Raw genomic sequence first — 4195 nt, 5'->3', positions numbered from 1 at the left:
TGGTGTCTGGTGGTGAGTGATCCCGAAGCGAGAGCGGCCGAGGTGATCAACCTCTACGGCAAGAGATGGGGGATCGAGACCACCTTTCGTGACATCAAGGACCATAAGTTCGGTCTGGGCATGGCGCACGTCCACACGACCTCCCCCGCCCGCCGTGACCGCCTATTCATGCTCTCGGTGAGTGGATACGCCTGGAGCTTTGCGGATGGGAGCACGAGCACCGCGCCAAGCACCGCGTACACCTACACCAACGCGGGGACCTATACGGTAAGCCTGACAGCCACTGGGCCTGGCGGGACCAATACCAAGACCCAAAACAGTTACATCACGGTCTCCTCAAGCAGCGGCGGTGGCGGTGGAAATAACGACGGGCTGGTAGGGGCATACAACTTCGAAGAAGCCAGCGGCACGACCGTGGTCGATGCCTCCGGCAAGGGCAACACAGGGACCATCAGCGGCGCCACCCCGCGCGGAAGCGATGGCGGCGGCGCGCAACCGCGCGATCGAACGAGCCAGCAACTCGCTCGCACGCGCTCCCTGCGGAACGCTCCTCGGCAAGATGACGACGATGCGGTCGATGTCGGTCCGCATCTCATTCAGCAACTGAGCATCGTCTACGGTCAAGATACGAGCACCCAGAGCCGTAAACCGCTGACCGAGCGCTACCCCTAGCTCCCGGTCTTCCTGATCGCACTGAATCACCACCAGGCGGTTGGCATACTCGGGAGCCGCGCCTTGCTTCGCCTCGAGCGTGGACGGGACCAGGCGCATTTCGAACGTTCTGACCCAGTCTGCCGGCGCAGACTTGGGGCTCGGCTGCAATTGGATTGTCGACCCGTTGGCTTTGGGACCAGAGGGACGCAGAGCCTCCATCTTCGCGGCCACCTCGCCAATGGTGGCCGTGGCCGCTGCGGCAGGGTCGACGCTTGGTCCGATGCCTAGAGCGGCTTCCGCCTTCGAAATGAGGTCAGCGATCTTGATGGAATCGAGGTTCAGGTCCTCGGTAAACGAAGCCGTCGGTACCAGGGCTGCACGGTCGAAGCCCGTGACCTGCGCAGCGAGGTCGAGCAGGACTCCTTCCGCGTAGGGCCTGGTTGTAGTCGCTGGCGCACGCTTCGCGGCCACCACTGCATCCAACTCTCGGGCTATACTACCGAGCGTGGCCCCAGCCCAAGCCGCTGGGTCGAGTTGACCCGGTACGCCAAGGGCGGCGCACGCCTCCTCGATCAGGGTGCTGACCTTGATCGAGTCGAGGTTCAGGTCATCGGCCAGGCGGTGTTTCGGATTGATTTTGGCGGCCGAGTACCCCGTCAGTCTCGTCGCTGTCTCGAGGATGACCTGGTAGGCAGCGGACGCGGCCCCTCCGTTCTTGGCAGGCGCCTCGGCGATGGGAGGTGCCACCTCGGAAATCCCGGAGGCATCTTCGCGCTCTTCCAGGACCTCGCCGGCAAGGTTGATCCCATGCGCCTCGGCTACGTCGAGCGGACGTTCGCACGGATTCACGAGGAAGCTCAGGTTCTTCGCTGGAATGAAGGGCTTGATGATGCGCTGTGCGTACACTTCCTGCCAGGCGATGGGCGTGCCGTATACGTGCGCCAGACCAATCAACCAGTTGAGATCGTCGAAGGATTCGGCATCGCGTTCGACCGGCCACACCGAGAGACGTGGACCCTGGCGAATTTGGGAAATCAGTTTAGATAGAATGCCGCCGGGCCCCACCTCGACCAGCACGTCGCAGTGCTTGCTCAAGGACTCCACTGCGCTCATGAAGTCGACAGGCTTCACGATTTGGGCCGCGAAGTGCTCGCGCATGTCTACATCGGTGGAGACATGGCTCCCGTCACACGAGGAGATCAGCGAGCCGTCGATGCGGGCCGGCGACCGTGGTATCCGCGTCAGCTCTCGCAACCGTTCGGCCGCCTTCGCCACGAGCGGCGAATGGAACGCATTGCTGACCGGCAGACGCTGGGCCGAGATACCTTGCTTCTGCGCCAGTTCCTTGAGCGACTCGATCGCCGCGATGTTTCCCGAGATCACCGTTTGAGAGGGACCGTTGACATTAGCTACGACCAGCGGCCCCTTGGCATCGACTTTGTTGACGAGCGTCTCGGCGTGCTGCCGGTCCGCAGGCCGAGCTCAGCATGCCTCCCGATGGCGCTTGGTCGCTCCCCGCCATCAGTTGCCCGCGCAGGGTGGCCAACTGGATGAGTGTCTTTTCATCGAACGCGCCGGCTGCGTAGAATGCAGTCAACTCCCCCAGGCTGTGCCCCATCACGCTCTTTGCCGATATCCCTAGCCGCTCGAGGTATTTAAGCCACAGGAGCGACGCCAAGACGATCGATGGCTGCGCCCACTGAGTCTCTCTCAGCTGCCTGGCCGCTTGCTCCTGCTCGTCCTTGCCAACCTGTCGGTCCGCGTCTGGGTACATGCTGCTCGACAGACCTTCGGTTCTGAGCTCCTTGGCCCACTTGTCCGCGTCGTCGAGGAGCGCCCGAGCCCATCCGAAGCGCTCGACGAGAGCGCGGGCCATGTTGGTTCTCTGAGAACCCTGACCGGGGAAAACGAAGCCGAAGGAGCAGCCGTCGAGCCCATGAGCAGCGGCCAGGCCATTGTTGCGATCGAAGAGCGGCTTCCCATGCTGGAACGCCGTCCGGAGATGCTCAAAAAGAGCGCCGAGTCTCCGAGTCAACTCCTCCGGAGAGCGCGCGAGGACCGTCGCTCTGACGGGCAGCTTGGGGTCATTCCTTGGATTCAGCGAGGCTGCCAGGTCGGCAAGCTCGGCCAGGCTCGCGCCGACGGCATCGGACCGGAGATCTTCCACCAGCGCGATCAGCTCGGGAGTCGTTGCGGTGGAAAGACAGAACACCTCGCTGTTTTGGCTCGACGCCATGGCCGCCCGTTCACCGACCTCTGGCAGAAGGTCTTCGATGGGCCGCTCGCCGGAGGTGAGCGTCACGTGCACGTTGATACCGCCGAACCCCATGGCCGAGACTCCGGTTCGCAGCCGCTTGTGCGGCGGATGAACCTCTCCCCGCAGGACTGGGTACAGGCAGGTGGATTCACCTGGAAAGACGTCGTGTGGCAGCGCACAACCTGCCGTCGGGGGTATGACCCGTTGGTTGACCGCGATGGTCGCCTTGATGAGCGCGCCGACGCCTGCGGCTGCCTTCGTGTGACCCGCGATCGACTTGAATGAGGTAACTCCGCAGCGTCTTCTGCCGGCGTCGCCCTTCTCGGAGAGCGCTTTGGCGATCGCTAGCAACTCAGTACGATCCCCGACCGCGGTGCCAGTCCCGTGTCCTTCGATGAAGTCGATGCTGCGCGGGTCGATTCCGGCTTGTTCATAGGCACGGAGCAGCGCAATGCTCTGACCTTTCACGCTCGGGGCAGTCAGCCCTCCTTTGCCGTCCGATGACATCCCCCAGCCATCCAATACGGCGTAAATCTTGTTGCCGTCCCGCCGCGCATCGGTGAGGCGCTTCAAGCCAACGAAGCCGCATCCCTCACCCGGGATGAAGCCGTTGCCCCGCTTGTCGTACACCGACATTTCCGTCGGTGTCAGAGCTCCGGTCTTTGCAAAGCCTATCAGTTCGAAGGGGTCTAGGCTGATGTCTACCCCACCAGCTATCACGAAGTCGGCTGAGCCACGGCAAGGCTGTTGGCCCCGGAGTAGACGGCCAAGAGCCGTGAGGCGATCGCTCTCCTGTGTCTGGTTGAGAACTATTCTCGCAAGGTGCCATTGCGCGCGGGAGACTTCTTGCTGAATGTCGATGCCCACCGAAGAATAGAAGGCGGTGTCGGACGCGTACTGTGGCGTCTCGAACGGCGCGTTCGGCGAAAGGTCTCAGGTCGTCGCGCTACGTGCGTCGCTGAAGCTGGCTGCGAAGGCCGCCAGCAAAGCGAGAGCATGGGCGAACGGGGATGCAAGTCGAGCCTGAGTCTTAATATGTCGGATCATGGCAAAATACCCATCATTCGGAAATCTGTTACTAGCACGGGTGTGCACTGCCCCAGCTTGGTTATGGAGATAACCAACGTCAGGGCTGCTCAATGCTCTCATTCATATAGTAGGGCACCTCTAAAAATTGTCTTTGTCACGGCGAATTGTGGTTTACAGCGAGTCATGGCTAAGGGATAATGTGCAGGTAGCGAGACACTGAAGAGCGGAGTCGATGACGATGCATGGCCAGCCTGG

At 62.1% G+C, this 4195-nt stretch carries 1 protein-coding gene and 2 pseudogenes; 2 read left to right on the top strand and 1 reads right to left on the bottom strand.

Annotated elements, in window-relative coordinates; genetic code table 11:
• Both M3461_15510 and M3461_15505 read left to right on the top strand, forming a co-directional pair.
• Positions 1-177 (top strand): annotated as a pseudogene (locus tag M3461_15510) (transposase).
• A complete protein-coding gene (locus M3461_15505; GenBank protein MDQ3775647.1) occupies positions 169-672 on the top strand; it encodes a PKD domain-containing protein in 504 nt (167 codons plus the stop codon). Before M3461_15510 ends, M3461_15505 begins: the two are co-directional and overlap by 9 nt.
• 264 nt (positions 673-936) lie before the next feature.
• Here the strand turns inward: M3461_15505 and M3461_15500 are convergent.
• Positions 937-3589: pseudogene (locus M3461_15500) on the bottom strand (acyltransferase domain-containing protein).
• Positions 3590-4195 lie beyond the last annotated feature (606 nt).

It is taken from the genome of Pseudomonadota bacterium (genome assembly GCA_030860485.1).
Taxonomy (GTDB): Bacteria; Pseudomonadota; Gammaproteobacteria; order JACCXJ01; family JACCXJ01; genus JACCXJ01.
This window is presented reverse-complemented; position numbering and strand designations above follow the sequence as displayed.